The 22,154-nt window shown below is 66.2% G+C and carries 17 protein-coding genes and 1 pseudogene; 8 read left to right on the top strand and 10 right to left on the bottom strand.

Going from position 1 to position 22,154, the window contains the following annotated elements:
• Nucleotides 1-132: 132 nt before the first annotated feature.
• The 3 genes from Q673_RS33650 to Q673_RS33660 form a co-directional block, all read right to left on the bottom strand.
• Nucleotides 133-948, bottom strand: coding sequence for an IclR family transcriptional regulator (locus Q673_RS33650; protein WP_031218703.1), 816 nt, complete (start codon nucleotides 946-948; stop codon nucleotides 133-135).
• Nucleotides 949-1,087: 139 nt separating this feature from the next.
• Nucleotides 1,088-2,293 (bottom strand): 3-oxoadipyl-CoA thiolase, encoded by a 1,206-nt coding sequence (locus Q673_RS33655; RefSeq protein ID WP_023007188.1) that lies wholly within the window; start codon nucleotides 2,291-2,293, stop codon nucleotides 1,088-1,090.
• 51 nt (nucleotides 2,294-2,344) lie between these two features.
• The gene (locus Q673_RS33660) at nucleotides 2,345-3,886 is read right to left on the bottom strand and encodes a 3-hydroxyacyl-CoA dehydrogenase (RefSeq protein WP_023007189.1); all 1,542 of its coding nucleotides are present in this window, start codon (nucleotides 3,884-3,886) and stop codon (nucleotides 2,345-2,347) included.
• A 186-nt stretch (nucleotides 3,887-4,072) separates the two neighbouring features.
• Here Q673_RS33660 and Q673_RS33665 point away from each other — a divergent pair, with 186 nt between their 5' ends.
• The 8 genes from Q673_RS33665 (at nucleotide 4,073) to Q673_RS0118765 (ending at nucleotide 12,723) form a co-directional block, all read left to right on the top strand.
• Nucleotides 4,073-5,224 carry an acyl-CoA dehydrogenase family protein gene (locus Q673_RS33665; protein WP_023007190.1) on the top strand — a complete coding sequence of 384 codons (1,152 nt, stop codon included), beginning with the start codon at nucleotides 4,073-4,075 and terminating at the stop codon, nucleotides 5,222-5,224.
• Nucleotides 5,224-6,825, top strand: a complete 1,602-nt coding sequence (locus Q673_RS33670; protein ID WP_023007191.1) for a class I adenylate-forming enzyme family protein — start codon at nucleotides 5,224-5,226, stop codon at nucleotides 6,823-6,825. The genes Q673_RS33665 and Q673_RS33670 overlap by 1 nt, the downstream gene beginning before the upstream one ends.
• Nucleotides 6,822-7,253, top strand: a complete 432-nt coding sequence (locus Q673_RS33675; protein ID WP_023007192.1) for a PaaI family thioesterase — start codon at nucleotides 6,822-6,824, stop codon at nucleotides 7,251-7,253. The genes Q673_RS33670 and Q673_RS33675 overlap by 4 nt, the downstream gene beginning before the upstream one ends.
• Before the next feature lie 35 nt (nucleotides 7,254-7,288).
• Nucleotides 7,289-8,632: a hypothetical protein gene (locus Q673_RS33680; RefSeq protein WP_235048542.1), complete on the top strand. Its 1,344-nt coding sequence runs from the start codon at nucleotides 7,289-7,291 to the stop codon at nucleotides 8,630-8,632.
• Nucleotides 8,633-8,775: 143 nt separating this feature from the next.
• Complete coding sequence (locus Q673_RS33685; RefSeq protein ID WP_023007194.1) at nucleotides 8,776-9,957, top strand: acyl-CoA dehydrogenase; 1,182 nt, start codon at nucleotides 8,776-8,778, stop codon at nucleotides 9,955-9,957.
• Between the two features lie 44 nt (nucleotides 9,958-10,001).
• Entirely contained in the window at nucleotides 10,002-10,751 is a 750-nt protein-coding gene (locus Q673_RS33690) for an electron transfer flavoprotein subunit beta/FixA family protein (RefSeq protein WP_023007195.1), read from the top strand.
• Between the two features lie 28 nt (nucleotides 10,752-10,779).
• The gene (locus tag Q673_RS33695; RefSeq protein WP_023007196.1) at nucleotides 10,780-11,706 is read left to right on the top strand and encodes an electron transfer flavoprotein subunit alpha/FixB family protein; all 927 of its coding nucleotides are present in this window, start codon (nucleotides 10,780-10,782) and stop codon (nucleotides 11,704-11,706) included.
• A gap of 60 nt (nucleotides 11,707-11,766) precedes the next feature.
• Nucleotides 11,767-12,723: an NAD(P)H-dependent flavin oxidoreductase gene (locus Q673_RS0118765; protein WP_031218705.1), complete on the top strand. Its 957-nt coding sequence runs from the start codon at nucleotides 11,767-11,769 to the stop codon at nucleotides 12,721-12,723.
• 74 nt (nucleotides 12,724-12,797) lie between these two features.
• Here the strand turns inward: Q673_RS0118765 and Q673_RS33700 are convergent, their stop codons facing one another.
• The 7 genes and pseudogenes from Q673_RS33700 to Q673_RS33730 all read right to left on the bottom strand — a co-directional run.
• Nucleotides 12,798-14,441, bottom strand: a complete 1,644-nt coding sequence (locus tag Q673_RS33700) for an electron transfer flavoprotein-ubiquinone oxidoreductase (RefSeq protein ID WP_235048543.1) — start codon at nucleotides 14,439-14,441, stop codon at nucleotides 12,798-12,800.
• A gap of 55 nt (nucleotides 14,442-14,496) precedes the next feature.
• The gene (locus Q673_RS33705) at nucleotides 14,497-15,618 is read right to left on the bottom strand and encodes an acyl-CoA dehydrogenase family protein (RefSeq protein ID WP_023007200.1); all 1,122 of its coding nucleotides are present in this window, start codon (nucleotides 15,616-15,618) and stop codon (nucleotides 14,497-14,499) included.
• A gap of 32 nt (nucleotides 15,619-15,650) precedes the next feature.
• Nucleotides 15,651-16,847: an acyl-CoA dehydrogenase family protein gene (locus Q673_RS33710; RefSeq protein ID WP_023007201.1), complete on the bottom strand. Its 1,197-nt coding sequence runs from the start codon at nucleotides 16,845-16,847 to the stop codon at nucleotides 15,651-15,653.
• Entirely contained in the window at nucleotides 16,844-18,268 is a 1,425-nt protein-coding gene (locus Q673_RS33715) for an enoyl-CoA hydratase/isomerase family protein (RefSeq protein WP_023007202.1), read from the bottom strand. The genes Q673_RS33710 and Q673_RS33715 overlap by 4 nt, the downstream gene beginning before the upstream one ends.
• A 43-nt stretch (nucleotides 18,269-18,311) precedes the next feature.
• Nucleotides 18,312-20,321, bottom strand: coding sequence for a TRAP transporter permease (locus Q673_RS33720; protein ID WP_031218707.1), 2,010 nt, complete (start codon nucleotides 20,319-20,321; stop codon nucleotides 18,312-18,314).
• A 74-nt stretch (nucleotides 20,322-20,395) separates the two neighbouring features.
• Nucleotides 20,396-21,562, bottom strand: coding sequence for a TAXI family TRAP transporter solute-binding subunit (locus Q673_RS33725; RefSeq protein WP_031218709.1), 1,167 nt, complete (start codon nucleotides 21,560-21,562; stop codon nucleotides 20,396-20,398).
• A 372-nt stretch (nucleotides 21,563-21,934) separates the two neighbouring features.
• Nucleotides 21,935-22,154: pseudogene (locus Q673_RS33730) on the bottom strand (sodium-independent anion transporter); the annotation flags it as partial.

The following is a 22,154-nucleotide window of genomic DNA, read 5'->3' on the forward strand; positions in this document are numbered from 1 at the left end:
GGTCTGGCGGATCAGCGGGATATCGACCAAGGTGAGGATCGCCACGGTGATGGCGCCGTCTCCGGCGGCCACCTCGGCACTGCTCATAGGGGTGCTGTATCATGATGTAGTAGGAAGTTCCTAACAGAGGTCTCAGGGAGTTGCACCATGACGCAGTTCAGCATGGATCTGCTGCACGACCTCCTTCAGACGGGGCCCCAGGTTCTCGACCAGGATGCGATGGCTCAAGCGTAGTGACGAACCGCCGCAATTAATGGCCATGACCTCGGCGCCATCTTCGAGTATCAGTGGGATGGCAACGGCGCTGACATCGCGCTCCCACTCGCCTTCTGACAGACAGAAACCATAGCGGTCATATTCGTCCAGGCTTTTCTCCATAGCCGTCTTGACGGCAGTCCAGCCATCGGGGGTACGTCTCCTGATGTCTTCCAGTAAGGCCTCTCTCTGTTGCTCGGAAACGCCGCAGAGCCAGGCGCGACCGATAGCTGTTGTTGTCACAGGAATACGCGAGCCGGCTTCGAGGCGCATCACCAGTGGGCCTCTGCCTTGGCATACCTCGATATAAGTCATGCTGTGACGATCGACAGTGCCCAAGGCAATGGCACAGTCGGTAGCATCGGCGAATTGCTGCATATAGGGACGGGCAATCTCGCGGATGCCCTGGCTTGCAAGGAACCGATAGCCGAGTGCCAGAATGCCCGGTCCCAGGCGGTACTTCTCGAGCCTCTTGTCGTGCTTGAGATAGCCCAGCTGGGTCAGCGTATAGGTGAGTCGCGACACAGTCGGACGAGGAATGGCAGTGCGGCTGGATAGTTCTGCATTGCCGAGGAATTCTTCGCCGGGCCCGAAAGCACGAAGTAGTTCCAAGCCCCGGGCCAGAGCGGTCACAAAGTTGCGATCCTTTACAGGTTCTGATTGATCGTCATCGAGTTGAGCGGGAGGGGGCATTCGAGTTCCCTGTGCCGGTGCCATTTGCGGAATATAGTATCGTATAACTCGTCGCACTGAAGAGCGTCATATGCCCTCGATCGACATCGAAGCATGGCACGACGCCCGCATGTGCCGGGCGTCATGAATGTAGCGTTGCTCAGTCCAGGCGCTCGATGATGGCCGCGATGCCTTGGCCGACCCCGATGCACATGGTGACCAGCGCATAGCGTCCCCCGGTGGCCTCCAACTGTCTCAGGGCGGTCAGGGCGAGCCTGGCACCGGAGGCGCCGAGGGGATGCCCGATGGCAATCGCGCCACCGTTGGGATTCAGGCGACTGTCGTCGGCAGACAGCCCCAGCTGCTGGACGCATCCCAGGACCTGCACCGCGAAGGCCTCGTTAATCTCGATCAGGTCCATCTGCTCCAGACCGAGTCCCGCCCGTGCGAGTGCTTTCTGGCTGGCCGGCACGGGACCCAGGCCCATCACCCGCGGTGCCACACCGGCCACCGCGCCGGACAGGATCCGGCCGCGCGGGGCCATACCGGCCTTTTCCCCGACCGCAAGGCTGCCGATGATCATCGCCGCGGCGCCGTCGTTGAGTCCGGAGGCATTGCCTGCCGAGACCACGCCATTCTCGAACAGCGCCGGCAGGCGGCCGAGCTTGGCCGCATCGCTGCCGGGGCGCGGGTGCTCGTCCTGGTCCACCCGCAGCGGAGGCTGCTTGCGCCCCTGGGGGACCTCGACCGCAAGCAGCTCATCGCGATAGAAGCCCTGCGCCAGTGCCTGGGCGTAGCGTGCCTGGGAGCGAGCCGCAAAGTCATCCGCGGCCTCGCGACCGATGCCCAGGTCATGGGCCACGTTATCCGCGGTTTCCGGCATGCTGTGACTGCCGTACTCCTTGGCGATCCAGGGATTGGGGAAGCGTGAGCCGATCACCGTATCGTAGAGGGGCTGGTTGCGGGCATAGGCCGACTCGGCCTTGCCCAGCACGTAGGGGGCACGGCTCATGCTTTCCACGCCGCCCGCCAGGAAAAGCTCACCTTCACCATTGCGGGTCGCCCGTGCGGCGTCGAGGATGGCCGCCAGGCCGCTGCCGCACAGCCGGTTGACGGTCTGGCCGGCGACCTCTTGTGGTAGCCCGGCCAGCAGCGCGGCGTGGCGGGCGATGTTGCGTGAATCCTCCCCAGCCTGGTTGGTACACCCGGCCAACACCTCCTCGTAACTATCCGGGTCGAATGACGAACGCTCGACCAGGTGTTTCAGTGTCAGGCCCAGCAGGTCATCCGGGCGAATCCCTGCCAGGGCGCCGCCGTGGCGACCGAAGGGGGTGCGAATTCCGTCGTAGAGATAGGCGTCTTGCATGGTCAACTCCAGGGTGGGGATCGAATCTCGTTAGGCGTCGGGTCCAGCGGGCTAGAGGGGGCGCGAGCGAGTCCCGGCGTGGGTCAGGGGCAGGCCGAGGCGGGCGCGGCGACGCAACCAGGGGCTGGGTCGATAGCGTGGGTCGCCGCTGGCCGCCTGCAGATGTTCCAGGATGGTCAGGATGCGACGGGCCCCATAGTGCTCTCCCAGCGTCAGCGGTCCCATGGGGTAGCCCAGTCCCAGTTCGACGGCGCGATCGATGGTGGCAGGGTCGGCCACGCCCTGCTGGGCGATATCGGCGCCGACATTGACGATGGCGGCCACCACGCGCTGCAACACGAACCCGTGACTGTCGTTGATCACGCTGACCGGCGTGCCGTCCAGGGCGAACAGCGCATGGGCCGCATCGCGCCTCTCGGCCTCGGTCGCCGGGCTCACCATCAGGCAGCGGCGCGTGTCGAGGCCCGCCAGCATGTCGATGGCGACGCAACGCGCCGGGTCGAGCCGCTGACGCAGGGCACTGTCGGTGGTGTCTTCTCCATAGGGCGTCAGCAAGCACAGCGCGTCATCACTGGGCGTGTCGCCCGTTTCGAGCTTCCAGCCCGCAGCCTCGACCACGGCGGTCAGCGCCTGGCGGGCATGAGGGTCTTCGCCGCTGATCCACACCGGTGTTGGCGCCGCCTTCGGTGCGGCCGGCTCCTCGGGGACCTGGGCCTGGCCATCGACATAACGATAGAAGCCCTCGCCGTTCTTGCGGCCCAGCAGGCCGGCGGCCAGGCGCGACCGGGTCAAAGGCGACGGCCGGAAGCGCGCCTCTTCGTAGTACTGGTGGTAGATGGACTCCATCACCGCGTGGGAGACATCGAGACCGGTCAGGTCGAGCAGGCTGAAGGGGCCCATGCGAAACCCGCCCTGGTCGACCAGGAGGCGGTCGATGGTGGTGTGGTCGGCCACCCCCTCGCCGAGCAGGCGCAATGCCTCGGTACCGAAGGCGCGACCGGCGTGATTGACCAGGAAGCCTGGCGTATCGGTGGCGCGGGCGGTGAAGTGGCCCATGGCCTGCCCCAGGGCCTCGACCCGTTCCACCACGTCGGATGTGGTCCGCAGGCCCGGAATGACCTCGACGATCTTCATCAGCGGCACGGGGTTGAAGAAATGGAAGCCGATCACGCGCTGCGGCAGCCGGCAGGCGGAGGCGATGGCCGTCACCGACAGCGATGAGGTGTTGGTGGCGAGAACGGCCTGGTCATCCAGGATCCCTTCCAGGCGCGTGAAGAGTTCCTGCTTGGCCTCGAGCTTCTCGACGATGGCCTCCACCACGATGTCGCAGCCCGCCAGGTTCGCCAGGTCGGCCGCCTCGTGCAGTCGGGCCCGGTAGCACGCCAGGTCGTCCTCGCTCAGGCGTCCCTTCGCCACCCCGCGTGACCAGACGCCGCTGATGAAGTCCCTGGCCTCATCCACTGCGCCCGTACGGGCATCGTGGAGGGTGACCTCGAGCCCGGCCTGGGCGGCCAACTGGGCGATGCCACGGCCCATGGCGCCGGTACCGACAATGCCCAGGGTACGGAAGAGAGGGAATGGCGTAGTGCTCATACGGCGCTTTTCTCCTTTAGTTTCGTACTGCGAAACTTGATTTTGTTTATTGACTGCCATCCTAGGCTATGCCAGATTGCTTGGCAAGAAGATGATGCGAACGATGGTTCCGCTAATCGGAATCCGCTGGCCCGGTCTTGCCTGGCCTGGCATTCGCCCCCTGTCACCACCCTATGAGGACATCCCATGATTCGCGATCAGGAACTGCTGGATCAGCTGCTCGATACCCTTTCACGTTTCGTGAGTGAACGCCTGATTCCCAACGAGGCGCGCCTGGCCGAGGAGGACGCCGTGCCTCCCGAGATCCTGGCCGAGATGAAGGAGATGGGCGTATTCGGCCTGTCGATACCGGAAGAGTACGGTGGCCTGGGACTGACCATGGAGGAAGAGGCGCTGGTGGCCATGACGATCGGCAAGACCTCGCCGGCCTTCCGCTCCATCTTCGGCACCAACAACGGCATCGGTGCCCAAGGCATCCTGATCGACGGCACCCCCGAGCAGAAGGCGCGCTATGTGCCGCAGCTTGCCACCGGCGAGCTCCTCAGCGCCTTCTGCCTGACTGAGCCCGATGCCGGCTCCGATGCGGCCAGCCTGCGCACCACGGCGGTACGCGATGGCGACCACTATGTGCTTAACGGTACCAAGCGCTTCATCACCAATGGTCCCGAAGCCGACCTGTTCACCGTGATGGCGCGAACGGATCCCGATAAGAAAGGGGCCGGCGGCATTTCGGCCTTCATCGTCGAAGGCAACACGCCTGGGCTCACGCGGGGGCCGGCCGACAGGAAGATGGGGCAGAAGGGCGCCCATACCTGCGACATCATCTTCGATAACTGCCGGGTACCGGCGGAGAACATCATCGGTGGCCGCGAGGGGCAGGGCTTCAAGACCGCCATGAAGGTCCTCGACCGTGGCCGTCTGCATATCTCGGCGGTCTGCGTCGGTGTCGCCGAGCGCCTGGTGGAGGAGTCCCTGAGCTATGCCATGGAGCGCAAGCAGTTCGGCGTGCCCCTGGCCGAGCATCAGTTGATCCAGGCCATGCTCGCCGACAGCAAGACCGAAGCCTATGCCGGGCGGGCCATGGTGATGGATGCGGCGCGGCGCAAGGATGCCGGCGAGGATGTCTCGACCCTGGCCTCCTGCGCCAAGCTATTCTGCGCCGAGATGGTGGGCCGGGTGGCCGATCGGGCGGTGCAGATCCATGGTGGCTCGGGCTATATGGCGGAGTATGCCGTCGAGCGCTTCTACCGTGACGTACGGCTGTTCCGCATCTACGAGGGCACCACCCAGATTCAGCAGCTGGTGATCGCCCGCAACATGGTGAGGGAGGCGTCCTGATGGCACTGTCCGTGATCCGCCAGGCGCCGGATGAGCGCATCTTCGGCCGCTTGGCTAGCGAACTGGTGTCGGAGCTCCCCGAGCGCCTGAGTACTCGGGTGCTCGACAACGCCCGGCGCATTCCCGACCAGGCGGCGCTGGTCGATGGTGACGTCCGCTGGAGTTATGCCGACCTGGGCCGCGAGATTCACGAGGCCCGGGAGTGGCTGGCGTCGCTCGGGATTCGCCCCGGCGACCGCCTGATGACCGTCGGTGAGAATAGCCGTGCCCTGGTCGTACTGCTGCTGGCGGCCAGTGAGCTCGATGCCTGGGTGGCCATTGTCAACTCGCGGCTGTCGGCCAGGGAGATCGACCTGATTCGCGACAACTGCCAGCCGCGGCGCCTCTTCTATACCAGCGAGGCGTCACCCGACGCCGAGGCCCATGGTCACCGTCACGGCGCCGAGCCGCTGAGCCATCCCACCCTGGGGGCGCTGCACGTGGGGGCGCTGGCCGACAGAGAGCCGGAACCGGTCCAGGCCAGTGGCACCGAGCAGGTGGCGGCGATGATCTACACCTCGGGCACCACCGGCACGCCCAAGGGCGTCATGCTCAGCCACCGCGGTATCCTCTATATCGCCTCGATCTCCGGTGGCATGCGTCACCTAAGCGAGGGACAGCGCGTCTACGGCGTGTTGCCCATGTCCCATGTCTTCGGCCTCTCCTCGGTGTGCATGGGGTCGCTCTACAACGGTGCCTGCCTCTATACGGTACCGCGCTTCGATGCGGCGATGTTGCTCGCCGCCCTGAAGCAGGAGCGGATCACCGTGCTGCAGGGGGTGCCGGCCATGTATGCGCGCATACTCGAGCACCTCAAGCGGGAAGGCGAGAGGCTGGAGGCGCCGGCACTGATCTATATCTCGGCCGGTGGTTCGCCGTTGGACAGCGACATCAAGCGCCGGGTCGAGGCGGTCTTCGGCCTGACCCTGCACAACGGCTATGGGCTGACCGAAGCCAGCCCGACCATCAGCCAGACCCGCATCGACGATCGCCATGCCAGCAATACCGTGGGACGCGTGCTGCCGCTGCTGGAGTATCGCCTCGAGCCATTGACCGCGAGCGGCGATGCCCCCGAAGACGCTGACGAGGTGGGCGAGCTCTGGGTGCGCGGCCCCAACGTGATGAAGGGCTACTTCCGCCAGCCCGACGCCACGCGGGCCTGCCTCACCGAAGACGGGTGGCTCAATACCGGTGACATCGCGCGGTTCGACGAGCAGGGCCAGCTGTATATCGTGGGGCGCAGCAAGGAGCTGATTATCCGCTCCGGTTTCAATATCTACCCGCCGGACGTCGAGGCGGTGATCAACGAGCATCCCGACGTGACGCTGTCGGCCGTGGTGGGGCGCCAGGTAGCGGGCAATGAGGAGGTGGTGGCCTTCGTGCAGGGCGAGCCGGGGGCGGCCCTGGATGAAGCGGCGCTCAGGGCGTTCATTGCCGAACGCCTGGCCCCTTACAAGCGGCCCACCCGGATCGTGCTGATGGACAGCCTGCCCGCGACGGCCAGCGGCAAGATCCTCAAGGGGCGGCTTCGCGACATGGCGCAAGGGAAGGATCCAGCATGAATGATGCCTTGCCGTTGTCATGGCGGATGGTGGGGTTCCAGGACTTTCTGGGCATTCGCGTTGTCGCCTGGGCGCCGGATCAGGTGACGCTCGAGCTGGGGGTCGAGCCGCATCACCTCAACCGCAGCGAGATCGTGCATGGCGGCGTCCTCTGCACCTTGCTGGATGTGGCCATGAGCTTTTCGGGCTTGCACTGCGAGGCGCCGGATCAGCTGCGCAAGGCGATGACGCTGTCGCTCACCACCACCTTCGTGGCGTCGGCCAAGGGCGATACGCTGCGCGCTATCGGTCGGTTGGAAGGGGGAGGGCGCAGTACCTTCATGGCCAGCGGTAAAGTACTCGACAGCGAAGGCCAGCTGGTGGCGATGGGGGAAGGGACCTTCCGTCGGCGTCGGGGAAGCGAGGCCGAGCAGGGAAAGGGCCAGTGAGCCGGGATCGCCTGAGAGCCTCCCTGCTGCTGGTCGTGACCCTGGCGACCCTGGCAGACCTGGTGTTCGCAAGCCTCCCGGCGCAGTGGGTGGCCATGGTCGCCCTGGGGGGCTATCTGCTCACCCTGCGGGGGCTGTCGACCATGGCCCGCACCCTGCTGGGGGTTGCGGCCATGCTGAGCCTGATAGCGCTGTGGCAACACGCCGCTCCGCTGGAGCTGCTGCGCGAGGCGGCGGGACGCTTCGCCTTTTTCGCGACCTTCCTGGTGGCGCTGGGCCTGCTTCGGCTACCCGCCTACCGGTCGAAGCTGGTGAAGCGCTGTGGGCACGCCATGCTGCTTCAGCCGCCCAGCCGGCGTTATCCGATCCTGTCACTGGGCTCGGCGCTGTTCGGCATCATTCTCAATATCGGCGTGCTCAATCTCTTTGCCGCCATGATTGAGAAGAGCAATACCCTGGCGGCAGCCCAGGGTCGTCTATGGGTACAACATGCCCGGCAGCGGCGCATGATGCTGGCGCTGCTGCGCGGTTTTGCCCTGGCGCCGCTGGTGTCGCCCATGGGGATCGGCATGGCGGTGGTGCTCTCCAGCCTGGAGGGGCTGCGCTGGATCGAGCTGGCGCCCTACGCCCTGGGCGCGGCACTGGTGCTGTTCCTGGTCGGCTGGGGCGTCGACCGGATGACCGGCCCGCGAATGCAGCAGACCAGCGAGCATGCTGTTCCCTCGCTGAGGCCCCTGGGGCGTTTCACCCTGTTGCTGCTCTCGCTGGTGGCGTTGATCTTCTCTCTCGCCTGGGGGTTCGGTCTGCATTTGCCCATCGCCGTGCTGTTGGGAGCGCCCCTGGGGGCTTTCTTGTGGCTCTGCTGGCAGTTCCGCCGCCATGGCATGGCGGGGATGCCGACTGCTGCCGTTGCCCTGCATCGCGGGTTGCCCAGGCTGGTGTCGCCGGCGTCCAACGAGATCGTGGTGCTGGGGGCGGCAGGCTATCTGGGGCACCTCTGCGTGGGATTGGTGGATGGTTCGGCCTTGGCCGGGAGTCTCGGCTTCCTATCGTCTCTGGGAGCAGGCACGGCGGTGGTCGCCATGCTGCTGGTGGCCGTGCTGGCTCAGGTTGGCATCAACCCCATCGTCAGCGTCACCCTGCTGGTCGGCATCCTGCCGACACTGGGCATCGATGGACTGTCGCCGCCCATTCTTGCGGTCTCCCTGCTGGTGGGATGGACGCTGGCGCTCATGTCATCACCCATGACCGTCTCGATGCTGATTCTGTCCAGGTTCACTGGCGTTTCGTCGCTGCGGATCGGCTATCGCTGGAACGGCCTTTTTCTCTGTCTCGCCATGCCGCTAGTGGCGGCGTGGTTTCTGGTAGCACGCTTTTAAGCATGGCAATTGCCGCTTGACTGTGGCGTGGCAGTTCAGCACCATGAGATAAATGAAACGCAATTTCGCAAAGCAAAACCGTCCTTCAGAGGCCAAGTGATTTGTCATGACAGGCCGTAACGGCAAGTAGAGGAAACTCCGACATGTCCCAGAACCCCGCCTTCCACTGGCAAGACCCGCTGCTCCTCGACCAGCAGCTCAGCGACGAAGAGCGCATGGTGCAGCAGAGCGCCGCCCAGTTCGCCGCCGACAAGCTCGCCCCCCGCGTGCTGGAGGCCTTCCGCCACGAGCAGACCGATCCGGCCATCTTCCGCGAGATGGGCGATACCGGCCTGCTCGGTGCCACCATCCCCGAGGAGTACGGCGGCAGCGGCCTCAACTACGTCTGCTACGGCCTGATCGCCCGGGAGATCGAGCGGGTCGACTCCGGCTACCGCTCCATGATGAGCGTGCAGTCCTCCCTGGTGATGGTGCCGATCAACGAGTTCGGAAACGAGGCCACCAAGCAGAAGTACCTGCCGAAGCTGGCCAGCGGCGAGTGGATCGGCTGCTTCGGCCTCACCGAGCCCAACCATGGCTCCGACCCCGGCGGCATGGTGACCCGCGCCCGCAGGGTCGACGGCGGCTATCGCCTCACCGGCAGCAAGATGTGGATCACCAACAGCCCGATCGCGGACGTCTTCGTGGTGTGGGCCAAGGATGACGAGGGCGACATTCGCGGCTTCGTACTGGAGAAGGGCTGGGAGGGGCTCTCCGCCCCGGCGATCCACGGCAAGGTGGGCCTGCGTGCCTCCATCACCGGCGAGATCGTCATGGACAACGTCTTCGTGCCCGAGGAGAACCGGTTCCCCGAGGTGCGCGGCCTCAAGGGCCCCTTCACCTGCCTCAACTCGGCGCGCTACGGCATCAGCTGGGGGGCGCTGGGCGCCGCCGAGGACTGCTGGCACACCGCGCGCCAGTACACCCTGGATCGCCAGCAGTTCGGCCGGCCGCTGGCCGCCAACCAGCTGATCCAGAAGAAGCTGGCCGACATGCAGACCGATATCTGCCTGGCCCTGCAGGGCTGCCTGCGCCTGGGACGCATGAAGGACGAGGGCAGCGCCGCGGTGGAGATCACCTCGATCATGAAGCGCAACAGCTGCGGCAAGGCGCTGGATATCGCCCGCCTGGCCCGCGACATGCTGGGGGGCAACGGCATCAGCGACGAGTTCGGGGTGGCCCGCCACCTAGTCAACCTCGAGGTGGTGAACACCTACGAGGGCACCCACGACGTCCATGCGCTGATCCTGGGTCGTGCCCAGACCGGCCTCCAGGCCTTCTGCTGAGCCCCGGCTCGGCGCACCCAACAACAATTCACCGGAGATACGCCATGAAAGTCCTCGTCGCGGTCAAACGCGTCATCGACTACAACGTCACGATCCGGGTCAAGCCGGATCACTCCGACGTCGACCTCACCAACGTCAAGATGGCCCTGAACCCCTTCTGCGAGATCGCCGTGGAAGAGGCGGTGCGCCTGAAGGAAAAGGGCATCGCCACCGAGGTGGTCGTCGCGACCATCGGCCCCAAGGCCGCCCAGGAGCAGCTGCGCACCGCGCTGGCACTGGGCGCCGACCGCGCGATTCACGTCGAGACCGACGAGCGCGTCGAGTCGCTGGGTGCGGCCAAGGCGCTGGCCAGGCTGGTGGAAGAGGAGCAGCCGGGCCTGGTGATCCTCGGCAAGCAGGCCATCGACACCGACAACAACCAGACCGGCCAGATGCTGGCGGCCCTCACCGGCCTGCCCCAAGGCACCTTCGCCTCCGAGGTGAAGGTCGAGGGGGAGAAACTCCAGGTGACCCGCGAGGTCGACGGCGGCCTGCAGACCGTCGAGTTGGCCCTGCCCGCCATCATCACCACCGACCTGCGCCTGAACGAGCCGCGCTACGCCAAGCTGCCGGACATCATGAAGGCCAAGAAGAAGCCGCTGGACGTCAAGACCCCGGCGGATCTCGGCGTCGAGGTGGCCTCCAGGGTCAAGCTGCTCAAGGTCGAGCCGCCGGCCGAGCGCCAGGGCGGCGTCAAGGTGAGCTCCGTGGACGAGCTGGTCGATAAACTCAAGAACGAAGCCAAGGTGCTTTGATAACAGTGCTTTGAAAGGAGCTGATCTCATGAGCATTCTGGTACTCGCGGAACATCACGACGGCGCCCTGGCCGGCGCTACCGCCCATGTGGTGGCGGCCGCCCAGGCCATCGGCGGCGATATCGACGTGCTGGTGGCAGGCGAGGGCGTCTCCGCCATCGCCGAGGCCGCGGCCAAGCTGGACGGCGTCTCCCGCGTGCGCGTGGCTGACCACGCCGCCTACGCCCACCTTCTGGCCGAGCCCACCGCGGCGCTGCTCAACGAGCTGGCCGGCGACTACACCCACCTGCTGGCGGCCGCCTCCACCACCGGCAAGAACGTGCTGCCCCGCGTGGCAGCGCTGCGCGATGTGGCGCAGATCTCCGAGATCATCGCGGTGGAGTCCCCGGACACCTTCAAGCGCCCGATCTACGCCGGCAACGCCATCGCCACGGTCCAGAGCGAGGACGCCCTCAAGGTGATCACCGTGCGCTCCACCGGCTTCGATGCGGTGGCCGAGGGTGGCAGCGCCGCCATCGAGGCGGTGGACTTCGTCGCCGACAACGCCCAGTCCACCTTCGTCAAGGAGGAGCTGGCCCAGTCCGACCGTCCTGAGCTGGGTGCCGCCAAGGTGGTCATCTCCGGTGGTCGTGGCATGGGTAACGGCGAGAACTTCAAGCTCCTCGACGGCATCGCCGACAAGCTGGGGGCCGCCATCGGTGCCTCGCGCGCCGCGGTGGATGCCGGCTTCGTGCCCAACGACATGCAGGTGGGCCAGACCGGCAAGATCGTCGCCCCGGACCTCTACATCGCCGTGGGCATCTCGGGTGCCATCCAGCATCTGGCCGGCATGAAGGACTCCAAGGTGATCGTGGCGATCAACAAGGATGAGGAGGCGCCGATCTTCCAGGTCGCGGACTATGGCCTCGTGGCCGACCTCTTCGAGGCGCTGCCCGAGTTGGAAAGCAAGCTGTAGACACGATCGCTTCACTGAACGGGCCCGCTTCGGCGGGCCTTCTTGCTATCGGGAGACACCATGCTGCACGGGTTTGACGAGTCGCTGAGACTGCCGGTGATCGGTTCACCGATGTTCATTCTTTCCGGTCCCGAACTGGTGCTGGCTCAGTGCCGGGCCGGGATCGTGGGAGCGTTTCCCGCCCTCAATGCACGCCCAGTGGACGAACTTGCGGTTTGGCTCACACGTATCACCGAGGGGCTTGCTGACAGCCGTGAGGCCGACCCCGGGCGCAGGATCGCTCCCTTCGCGGTCAACCTCATCGTGCATCCTACCAATGATCGCCTGGAGCACGATCTGGCGCTGTGTGCCGAGTTTCGTGTACCCCTGGTGATCACCAGCCTGCACGCCCCGCATCGGGTCGTGGAGCGAGTGCATGATTATGGCGGGCGGGTCTTCCATGATGTGACGACTCTGCGCCATGCGCATAAGGCCGTCGATTGCGGCGTTGATGGACTGATCCTGGTAAGCAATGGTGCCGGTGGCCACGGTGGGCGCTTGAACCCCTTCGCCTTCGTGGCTGAGGTGCGACAGATGTTCGATGGCCCTCTGGTCCTGGCCGGCGGCATCGGGTGCGGTGAGCAGATCCTGGCGGCCCAGGCGCTGGGTGCCGATCTGGTTTATATGGGAACACGCTTTATCGCCAGTCACGAAGCCAATGCGGTAGAGGCTTACAAGCGCATGGTGGTCGACTCCCGGGCAGCCGACATTGTCTACAGCGACCTCTTTACCGGGGTGCACGGCAATTACCTGCGAGCCAGCATCGAGCGAGCCGGACTGGATCCCGATGATCTCCCTTCGGGTGACAAGGGTCAGATGCGCTATGGTTCCGGCGGGGGCAGCAAGCCCAAGGCGTGGCGGGACATCTGGGGCGCCGGCCAGGGTGTCGGCGCAATTCAGTTCCGCCAGAGCGTGGCCGAGATCGTGGATGAGCTGGAGCGAGACTACCGGGCGGCACGGCGCCGGCTTGCCGGGTAGTTGCCGCACGGGGCACATCCCACCGGAGTTGGCGGGATGTGCTGCTTTTCGATGCACCGTCCTACTGGGCGCACCTACATATTGGGGTAGTTGGGTCCGCCGCCGCCCTCAGGCGCCACCCAGGTGATGTTCTGGGCCGGGTCCTTGATGTCGCAGGTCTTGCAGTGCACGCAGTTCTGGAAGTTGATCTGGAACTGCGGCTTGCCGTCGTCCCCCTCGATCACTTCGTAGACCCCGGCCGGGCAGTAGCGGCTTGCCGGCTCGGCGTAGGTCGGCAGGTTGTCGCGGATCGGCAGCTCCGGGTCCGCCAGGCGCAGGTGGCAGGGCTGATCCTCCTCGTGGTTGGTGTTCGACAGGAACACCGAGGAGAGCTTGTCGAAGGAGAGCTTGCCGTCGGGCTTGGGGTAGTCGATCTTCTCGAATTCGGCGGCCGGCTTGAGCGCTGCGTGATCCGGCGTGGTGTCGTGGACGTTGGGCAGCTTGCCGCCGAGCAGCTGGTTGACGAAGTTGTAGGCGCCGCCGCCCACGGTACCGTACTTGTGGATCGCCGGGCCGAAGCTCGCGCTCTCCTTGAGCTCGGCATAGGCCCAGCTCGCCTCCCACTTCTCGGTAAACGCGGTCAGCTCCTGTCCCCCTTCATCACCGCCGGCGATGGCCTCGAAGACCGCCTCGGCGGCCACCAGGCCCGACTTCATGGCGGTGTGCAGCCCCTTGATCTTGGCGAAGTTGAGGGTGCCTGCGTCGCAGCCGATCAAGAGGCCACCCGGGAAGGTCATCTTCGGCAGGCAGTTGAGGCCGCCCTTGGTGATGGCGCGGGCGCCGTAGGCGATGCGCTTGCCGCCCGCGAGGTGCTTGGCCAGCACCGGGTGGTGCTTCATGCGCTGGAACTCGTCGAAGGGCGACAGCCAGGGGTTCTGGTAGGAGAGATCCATGATCAGACCCACCACCACCTGCTGGTTCTCGGCGTGATAGAGGAACCAGCCACCATGGGTGTGCTTGTCCAGCGGCCAGCCGGAGCCGTGCAGCACCAGGCCGGGCTCGTGCTGGTCGGCGGGGATGTCCCAGAGTTCCTTCAGGCCGATGCCGTAGTGCTGGGGGTCCTTGCCGTCGTTGAGCTTGAAGCGCTCGATCAGGCGCTTGCCCAGATGCCCCCGGGCGCCCTCGGCGAACAGGGTGTACTTGGCGCGCAGCTCCATGCCCGGCATGTAGCTGTCCTTGGGCTCGCCGTCGGCCCCCACCCCCATGTCGCCGATCTGGATCCCCCGCACCACCTCGTCCTCATCGACGATCACTTCCTGGGCGGCGAAGCCGGGGAAGATCTCCACCCCGAGGCCCTCGGCCTGCTCGGCCAACCAGCGGCACAGGTTGCCGGCGCTGATCACATAGCGCGTGAGGTCGCCGCCGGTGTTATGCATGGTCTTGGGCACCAGGGCGTTGGGCAGCTTCTGGGCCTTCTCGGCGTCCTTGAGCAGGTAGAGCTCGTCGCGCACGGCGGGGGTGGTCAGCGGGGCGCCACGGGCCTCCCAGTCGGGGAAAAGTTCCTGGAGGGCGCGGGGCTCGAAGACGGCCCCGGAGAGGATATGGGCGCCCACCTCGGAGCCCTTCTCGACCACGCACACGGTCAGCTCCTGTTCGGCCTCGCTCGCCTGCTGCATCAGCCGACAGGCCGCCGACAGGCCCGAAGGCCCGGCGCCGACGATGACCACGTCGAAATCCATGGAATCGCGTTCGACTTGTTCTTCCACCTGCATTCTCCTTTGTTGAAACCCGGGATCAGGCCACGTCGACGAGGTGGTCGCTGACATGCTCGAGGTGGTGATCGACGTCACCCAGGTAATGATCGAACATCACCAGGCGCTTGGCGTAGTGGGATACGTAGCACTCGTCGGTCATGCCCATGCCGCCGTGCAGCTGGATGGCCTGTTCGGCGACGAAGCGCGCCGCTTCACCGCAGTAGGCCTTGGCCGCGGCGAGGCGGTAGTCGCGTTCGGCGGCAGGGAGGTCGAGGCTGGTGGCAGCGAGAATCGCCATGGAGCGGGCCTGCTCGAGGTGCAGGTGCATGTCGACCATGCGGTGCTGCAGGCTCTGGAACGCCGACAGGGGGGTGCCGAACTGTTGGCGCTCCTTGAGATAGTCGAGAGTTTGCTCGCAGGCGACCTCCATGGCCCCGAGCGCCTCGGCACACAGCGCGGCGCGGCCGAGCGCCAGGGTGGCATCGAGGGCTTGGGCGGCGTCGAGGCTGAGACAGCTGGCATCGTTCAACGAGACGGCGTCCAGGGTCAGGTCGCTGGCCGACTGGTCGTCGATGGTGTGGTAGTCGCGACGTGACAGACCGGAGGCGTCGGCGGGGACCACGAACAGGCCCAGACGCCCGTCATCGAGGCGGGCGGTGACGAGCAGGGCAGCGGCCGAGGCGGCATTGAGCACCAGCTGCTTGTTGCCATCGAGGCGCCAGCCATCACCATCCCGGCGTGCAGCGGTGGTGATGCCATGGGCATCGTAGCGGGCGTCGTTCTCCTGCCAGGCCAGTGCCAGCTGATGCTCGCCCTCCAGCAGCGGGGCCAGCCAGCGCTTCTGCTGCCCGGCATCGCCGAGGCGAACGAGCAAATCGCCGGGCAGCACCAGGCCCGCCAGGTAGGCGTCGGGCACCAGGCCGCGTCCCAGCGCCTGCATGATGAGCATCAGGTCGGTGCCGTCACCGCCAAGGCCGCCGACCTCCTCGGCGAAGGGCATGTGCAGCAGTCCCAGTTCGGCGAAGGTCTGCCACAGCGCCGAGCGTTCGCCGGCTGGTGCCTCGAGCATGGCGCGGCGCTGCTCGGGGGCGACCCGGTCGGCAATCAGGCGATCGAGGGTTTCGGCGAGCATGCGCTGCTCGTCGGTCAGGGAAAAGTCCATGGACGGCTCCTTGGGTACGGAGGATCGGCGATTCACATGCCAAGAATTGTCTTGGCGACGATGCTCTTCTGGATCTCGTTGGCACCGCCATAGATCGAGAGCTTTCGGCGATTGAAGTACTGGGCGGCGCCTGCGGCGCTCTCCGCCAGGGTCGGGTCGTCGAGCTCGCCGTCTCCGTGAAGGAAGTCGGGGAAGAAGGGCAGCGCGGCCGGCCCCAGGGCGCGGCGGGTCAGTTCGCTGAGCTCCTGGCGAAGTTCCGAGCCGCGGACCTTGAGCAGTGAACTCTCCGCTCCCGGCACGCTGCCATCCCGGGCCGCTGCGATGACCCGCAGGTTGGTGACCTCCAGTGCCATCAGCTCGAGCTCGGCCTTCACCACCCGCTGGCGGAAACTCGCCAGCTCTAGGAGAGGCCGCCCGCGATGCTGAATCCGTGTGGCCAACGACTTGAGATGGGTCAGTGCCTGCTTGGCGTGGCCGAGTCCGGCAATGCCGGTGCGTTCGTGAGTCAGCAGGAACTTGGCGCAGGTCCAGCCCTGTCCCTCCTCGCCGATGCGGTTGGCCACCGGCACGCGAACCTCGTCGAGGAAGACCTCGTTGACCTCGTGGGCGCCATCGAGGGTGATGATCGGACGTACGGTGATGCCCGGGCTTGCCATGTCGATCAGCAGAAAGCTGATGCCGGCCTGTTTCCTGGCGTCGGGGTCGGTGCGCACGAGACAGAACATCATGTTGGCGTGCTGCCCAAGGGTGGTCCAGGTCTTCTGCCCGGTGACGACATAGTGGTCACCGTCGCGCACGGCGCGGGTCTTGAGGCTGGCCAGGTCGGAGCCGGCCCCGGGTTCGGAGTAGCCCTGGCACCACCAGTCCTGGTTGGCGAGGATGCGCGGCAGATAGTGGCGCTGCTGCGCTTCGCTGCCGAATTTCATGATTACAGGAGCGACCATGTTGACGCCGAATGGCACCACGGTCGGGGCATGGGCGGCGGCGCACTCCTCGTCGAAGATGTGCCGCTGTACCGGGCCCCAGCCGGGACCACCGTGCTCTTCTGGCCAGTTGGCGGCCAGCCAGCCGCGCTCACTGAGAATTGTCTGCCAGCGCACGTGATCGTCGGCGGTGAGCCGCCGGCCTAGCCGCACGCGTTCGCGGATGTCGTCGGGCAGCTCGGTGGCCAGAAAGTCGCGCACCTCCTGGCGGAAGGCCAGCTCGTCGGGGGTATAGTTCAGGTTCATGGGGTGCTCTCCGATGAGGGGGTTGAGGCGCCGGCGGTTGCCTGATAGTGGGGGCCACCCAGATGGCGGGGATAGCCCAGGGCCTCGATAGCCAGCAGGTCGATATCGCCGTGGCGATAGGCGAGTCCCGCGTCGGCAACCTCGAGCGCCGCTCGCTCCAGGGCCTGGCGGGACGACTCGGAACCCTCCATGGCTCGCTGCAGGCGGGCGAGAATACTGTCGCCGCGACTGACGACCACGGTCAGGCGCAGCGCCTTGAGGGCCTTGGCGACGGCCTGCTGCTGGTGCGGGCCGGCGCCGAGATCGACCAATTCCACGCAGCCCGCCTCGGCGGGCACCACCAGCAGCAGCTCGGCGTCGACGGCCCGGTCGGCGGCCTCCGGGGAGACGATGGCGATGCGCAGCGCCTCCCCCGCCGAGCACTGCCCAGTCGGGGCGAGCAGGCAGGCCTCGGCTCCCTCGACCTTCTCCGAGAGGATGATCCCGGCGCGCTCGGCCCGGTGTCGGAGGGAGTCGAACAGCGGATGATCGCCGAGCAGGGCGAGGCGCGTCAGGGACGGGACATCCTCGACTTCCGGCACCCGGTAGGGCGCACGGGCGGCGAAGAAGGCGTGAATCAGTCCGGCGCGCTGCGGCGAGTTCATGCAGTCGAGGAACCGACTGCGCTCGAAGGTCAGCCCTTCATCCAGGGGGAGCCGACTGCTGGCCTCGATGGCCTCCAGCGCCCGGAAGGGAGAGTAGAGCTCGGGGCAATCCCGCTCCAGGGCCTGGCGGCAGTCGGCCACGGCCTGCGGCTTGGCCGCAGGGGCGGGCAGCTCACCGGTACGGCGCGTCGACAGGTCGCCGACGAGCACCGCCCGGGCGGCGTCGAGGGCCGCCTCCAGTGGGGTCTCGGCGTCACTGATCCGGTCGATAATACCGAGCGCCTGCGCCTCCTCGGCGTCGACTAGGCGCCCGCTGGTGATCAGGTCGAGCGCCGGGGCGATGCCGGTCAGGCGCGGCAGGCGCTGGGTACCACCGGCGCCGGGCAGCAGACCCAGCTTGACCTCGGGCAGGCCGACCCGGGTACCCGGCAGCGCCACGCGCAGGTGACAGCCCAGGGCCACCTCCAGGCCGCCGCCCAGGGCCGTGCCGTGCAGGGCGGCCACGATGGGCTTGGGGCTGGCTTCGAGATGCGCAATCACATCTGGCAGCAGGGGCGGGCGGGGCGGCTGGCCGAACTCGCGAATATCGGCGCCGGCGATGAAGGTGCGGCCCTCGGCCATCAGCACCAGGACGCGTGCCGCGTCATCGGCCAGTCCCTGCTCGAGCGCATCGAGAAGACCGCTGCGCACCGCCTGGCCGAGGGCATTGACCGGTGGGTTGTCGATACGGATCACGCCAATGTCGTCATGGCGCTGGTAGTGGACACACTCAGGCATGCAATGAGCTCCAGGTGATGGTTATCGTGTGGGGCGGGGCCGCTTACAGGCCCGGTTCGGGCGATCCATTACGGGCGTGACGCTGGCTCCATTTGGCCAGCAGCACCCCCGGCACCAGGGCAGCCAGCGAGATGCCCAGCAGTTCAAACTGAGTGAGCGGGACCATGCCGCCACCGGGCAGGGCCAGGGTCAGGCCCGAGAGCAGCACCAGTCCGCGGATCACCGCCTCCTGGATAACACCATGGCCCAGACGACCGACCCAGATCAGGTAGCCCTGCATGGCCGAGGCGAAGAGCACGATGCCCACCAGGGCCTGGACGAACACCAGCAGGATCTGCAACGGCGCGCCCTGCATGATCAACGCGGGGTTGAGCACGAACAGGAAGGGAATGAAGTAGATCACGCTGCCCAGGCGCATGGCCTGCAGCCCCGTGGCCATGGGGCGCGCGCCGGCCACGGTGGCGGCGGCGAAGGCGCCCAGCGCCACCGGCGGGGTGATGAAGCTAAGCATGCCCCAGTAGAGAATGAACATGTGCACGGCCATGGGATCGAGGCCGCCGCCCTGGATCAGGGCCGGTGCCAGGGCCACGGCCAGGAAGATGTAGGCGGCGGTCACGGTCATGCCGATGCCCAGCACGAAGCTGGTCAGGGCGCCCATGATCAACAGCATCGGCACGCTGCCCCCCGCCAGATGGATGAAGTCGTTGGCGATGGTGCCGGACAGGCCGGTCATCGACAGCGAGCCCACCAGCATGCCGACCCCGGCGAGGATGGCGACCAGCTCGGCGAACAGCCTGGCGGCTCCCGACAGTGTCTCGCCCACATCCTGCCACCGCCAGCGGTTGTGCTTGGAGAGCTGGTTGAGGATCAGCAGCAAGGCGGTGGCATAGAAGGGCGCGACGGCCTCGCGCTGCATGACCAGCAGCATCCACACCAGCAGGGCGAAGACGAAGATGAAGTACCAGCCCTCCTTGAGGGTGGCCTTCAGCGAGGGCAGTTCCGCGCTGGGCAGCCCCTTGATCTCGTGCCTGGCGGCATAGGCATCGATCTGGATGAACAGCCCCAGGAAATAGAGGACCGAGGGAATCACCGCGGCCAGCGCCACGGCGGCATAGGGCACGTCGAGGAACATGGCCATGACGAAGGCGGTGGCGCCCATGACCGGAGGCATCAAAACGCCGCCGGTGGAGGCGCAGGCCTCGACGCCGCCGGCAAAGGAGCGCCCCATGCCGATGCGGCGCATGGCGGGAATCGAGAGCACCCCGGTGGTCAGCACGTTGCTGATCACGCTGCCGCTCATCGAGCCCATCAGGCCACTGGAGAAGATCGAGACCTTGGCCGGGCCGCCCCGCACATGGCCGAGCAGGGCGAAGGCCAGGTTGATGAAGAACTTGCCGCCGCCGCTCTTCTGCAGCACCACCCCGAACACCAGAAAGCCGATCACCAGGCCGGCGAAGGCCTGCAGCGGCACGCCCATGATGCTCTCGGTGCTCATGGTGTGGTACATGGCGGTCTCCTCGAGGGAGGAGGGGAAGGCCTGGATCGGCCCCGGCATCACATCGGCGACCAGGGGATAGAGCGAGAAGGCGGTGACGATCACCGCGATGGGCCAGCCGCCGGCGCGCCTGGCGGCTTCGATGATCAGTAGCCAGTAGGCGTAGCTGACCCAGATGGCGGTGTCCGGCGCGGCGAAGGCCCAGCCGCGCTCGAGGATGGCGTCGGCGTTATAGACGAAATAGCCGCCGATGAGCAACGTCACGGCGCTGAGCAGGTAGTCGTACCAGGGAATGGCATGCCAGGCTGAGGGCCGGAGCGGCCAGAGCAGATAGACCAGCGGCAGCAGCAGGGCCACCACCGCATAGTAGAACTGGGTTTCGAGGCCCGTGACGATGTTCAGCCAGCCGAGATTGAACAGGTAGTCCAGGGTCATCAGCATCAGCACGACCGTGACGGCACCCGGAATCCATGCCAGGCCGGGCGGCAGCGGGCGAGTCTGGCTGATCTGTTCCCTGGCCTGCTGCGCAGAGCCGTCTTGTGTTTTCGCTTTGGTCATATCGGGGTCCAGGGCGGTGAAGCAGGACGTTCAGGAAGAAGGGGAACGGGGCGACCCGGGCCGCCCCGCCGCCGTCATTCGAAGATGGGGTCGAAGCCGGCCTCGGTCAGAGCCTCGGCCCGGGCCGCCATCCAGGCCTCGCGGAAGGCGTCCTCGTCTTCGGGCACATCGCCGGACATGAACTGCTCCCAGGTATCGAGGAGGAGGTTCTGACGCTCGACCAGGTGGTCCTGGTGCGCCTGCATCTCCTCGGTCCAGACACCGATCTCCTCGTAGTAGTCCACCACGGCGTCGTGGAAGGGGATGACCCACTGCAGGTCCTGATACTCGAGCGCGTAGCCTGCCGCGCCGGGAGCCGCATCCTTGTAGTCGTCGTAGTGGTCCTGCAGGGCCTTGATCAGCCCATAGGCGACCTTGTCGTCGAGGTCCTCGTTGGCGACCACGATGGGGTAGGGATAGCTGGCGCTCGGCAGCGGGTTGTCGGCACTGATACCGCCGGCGCCTGAGGTGACTTCATGGGGGCGGAAGTAAGGGGCTATCGCCTGCATGCGCTCCCAGCCCTCTGCATCGTTCGGATCGAGCACCGGCCAGCTGATGCCGCGCGGGCTGCTGGCCAGCTGCTGGGCAGGGGGCGTGACCGTAGTGGTGAAGGAGGCATCGACGTTGCCGGCGATGATGCCGTCGAAGGAGCGGCCGTAGCCGGGGTAATCGATCCGTTCGACGTCGTCCCAGGTCAAACCGCCGAAGGCCAGGTAGGCCTCGGTGCCCTTGTTCAGGGCGTCGTCGCCTCGGATGTAGGCCACACGCTTGCCCTTGAGGTCGGCCGGCGTCTCGACACCCAGGTCACCTGCCACTGCCAGGGAGAGTCCGAAGGAGGCCGTCGAGGTGGTGATTACCCTCAGCGGTTGGGGGCCCCAGTCGGGATGGGCAAACATCAACACGCCCTCGGCGCCATAGTAGCTGGAGATGCCGCAGGCGCAGAGGTTGACTCGCCCCTGCTTGAGCGGGGTCATGCGCGAGACGTCGTTGTCGCCGGGCAGAATGCGCACCGAGGTATCGTAGTGTTCCTGCAGCATGCCGCCGATCGCGACGGCCTGGGCATAACCACTGGAATTGGTGCCGTAGGTGGTCCACGCCATGGTGCTTGGTAGCTCCACGTCGGCGCTCGCCGGCGTGGCGGTGACAGCGAGTATCGAGAGCGGGAGAGAGGCAATGGCGAGGTGGCGAGCAAGCTGGCGCATGAGGACTCCTGAGTCTTGGTGATACTGATTGTTTTGCTATGCGGTATTCTATTTCGTTTGCAGGTTGATACTAGGGAAGCCGCCACGAGGGTGTCAACGCTTGTCCGTCGGCGGGACACAGCGGCCTCGTCCGTCTAGCGGAATGGTTGTCGCAATATCATGAATTCAAGGTCAATTTCATCATTTGGATGTCGGCAAGGAGGGTGCCCTTGAGGTTTGATGTGCGACCAATGTCTAGTTACGGAGCTGGCGGTAAAACACCGTCTGGACCAGTGGCCAAGTGCGCAGGCCCGACAGTGAGCCGCAAGGTGGGAGGAGGTGATTAGGGGTAGAGGGATGATGCAGGAAAAATGGCGACCGCTGGAACCGAGGTCAGAGGCTCTCGTCTTCCGCCGGGCTCGGCTTGAGCGCCTGCCAGGCGGCAAAGGTGCTGAGAAATACGCGTCCGGTCAGGTCATCCAGGAAGTCGCTGCGCTTCAGACGATCCATCACCGGGCCCTTGACCTCGGCCAGGTGCAGCGTCACTTCCGCCTCCCTGAGGCGCTCGTTGATGGCGTCCAGGCTCTCCAGTGCCGAGGCGTCGATCAGGTTG

It is taken from the genome of Halomonas sp. PBN3 (assembly GCF_000475415.1).
GTDB classification, from domain to species: Bacteria; Pseudomonadota; Gammaproteobacteria; order Pseudomonadales; family Halomonadaceae; genus Halomonas; species Halomonas shengliensis.

What these genes read in the sequence shown, in the direction of transcription:
- Q673_RS33715 (WP_023007202.1), bottom strand. Translation starts at nt 18,268, where the DNA reads ATGCCTGAGTGTGTCCACTACCAGCGCCATGACGACATTGGCGTGATC.
- Q673_RS33695 (WP_023007196.1), top strand. Translation starts at nt 10,780, where the DNA reads ATGAGCATTCTGGTACTCGCGGAACATCACGACGGCGCCCTGGCCGGC.
- Q673_RS0118765 (WP_031218705.1), top strand. Translation starts at nt 11,767, where the DNA reads ATGCTGCACGGGTTTGACGAGTCGCTGAGACTGCCGGTGATCGGTTCA.
- Q673_RS33665 (WP_023007190.1), top strand. Translation starts at nt 4,073, where the DNA reads ATGATTCGCGATCAGGAACTGCTGGATCAGCTGCTCGATACCCTTTCA.
- Q673_RS33705 (WP_023007200.1), bottom strand. Translation starts at nt 15,618, where the DNA reads ATGGACTTTTCCCTGACCGACGAGCAGCGCATGCTCGCCGAAACCCTC.
- Q673_RS33685 (WP_023007194.1), top strand. Translation starts at nt 8,776, where the DNA reads ATGTCCCAGAACCCCGCCTTCCACTGGCAAGACCCGCTGCTCCTCGAC.
- Q673_RS33655 (WP_023007188.1), bottom strand. Translation starts at nt 2,293, where the DNA reads ATGCAAGACGCCTATCTCTACGACGGAATTCGCACCCCCTTCGGTCGC.
- Q673_RS33675 (WP_023007192.1), top strand. Translation starts at nt 6,822, where the DNA reads ATGAATGATGCCTTGCCGTTGTCATGGCGGATGGTGGGGTTCCAGGAC.
- Q673_RS33660 (WP_023007189.1), bottom strand. Translation starts at nt 3,886, where the DNA reads ATGAGCACTACGCCATTCCCTCTCTTCCGTACCCTGGGCATTGTCGGT.
- Q673_RS33650 (WP_031218703.1), bottom strand. Translation starts at nt 948, where the DNA reads ATGCCCCCTCCCGCTCAACTCGATGACGATCAATCAGAACCTGTAAAG.
- Q673_RS33700 (WP_235048543.1), bottom strand. Translation starts at nt 14,441, where the DNA reads ATGGATTTCGACGTGGTCATCGTCGGCGCCGGGCCTTCGGGCCTGTCG.
- Q673_RS33720 (WP_031218707.1), bottom strand. Translation starts at nt 20,321, where the DNA reads ATGACCAAAGCGAAAACACAAGACGGCTCTGCGCAGCAGGCCAGGGAA.
- Q673_RS33725 (WP_031218709.1), bottom strand. Translation starts at nt 21,562, where the DNA reads ATGCGCCAGCTTGCTCGCCACCTCGCCATTGCCTCTCTCCCGCTCTCG.
- Q673_RS33670 (WP_023007191.1), top strand. Translation starts at nt 5,224, where the DNA reads ATGGCACTGTCCGTGATCCGCCAGGCGCCGGATGAGCGCATCTTCGGC.
- Q673_RS33690 (WP_023007195.1), top strand. Translation starts at nt 10,002, where the DNA reads ATGAAAGTCCTCGTCGCGGTCAAACGCGTCATCGACTACAACGTCACG.
- Q673_RS33710 (WP_023007201.1), bottom strand. Translation starts at nt 16,847, where the DNA reads ATGAACCTGAACTATACCCCCGACGAGCTGGCCTTCCGCCAGGAGGTG.